This window comes from Rhodococcus sp. IEGM 1354, from assembly GCF_030056855.1.
Classification (GTDB): domain Bacteria; phylum Actinomycetota; class Actinomycetes; order Mycobacteriales; family Mycobacteriaceae; genus Rhodococcoides.
Window position 1 is genome coordinate 1 of record NZ_JASHKT010000099.1, and the last position, 212, is coordinate 212.

Sequence of the window (212 nt, forward strand, 5' to 3'; positions counted from 1 at the left end):
GCTGCGAGGGTCGCTTCGTTGGGGACGATCTGGTAGACCCTCTCTGCGGGGACGTCGTCGCGCGGCGCGCCGGTCCCCGCCGCCCCCGCCGACCGCGGACCGTCCCCCTGCGGGCCCCCGCCCCCGCACCCCTGTACGCCGCCTCCCCCTCCGCGGCCCCACCCCGCACCACCTGCGCGGAGCGACCCACCGCCACGGGCTGGCGGCCCGCC

Annotated in this window: 1 pseudogene; it reads right to left on the reverse strand. The window is 81.1% G+C overall.

Annotation, left to right across the window (positions count from 1 at the left end):
• Positions 1–212: pseudogene (locus tag QM588_RS25700) on the reverse strand (hypothetical protein); the annotation flags it as partial.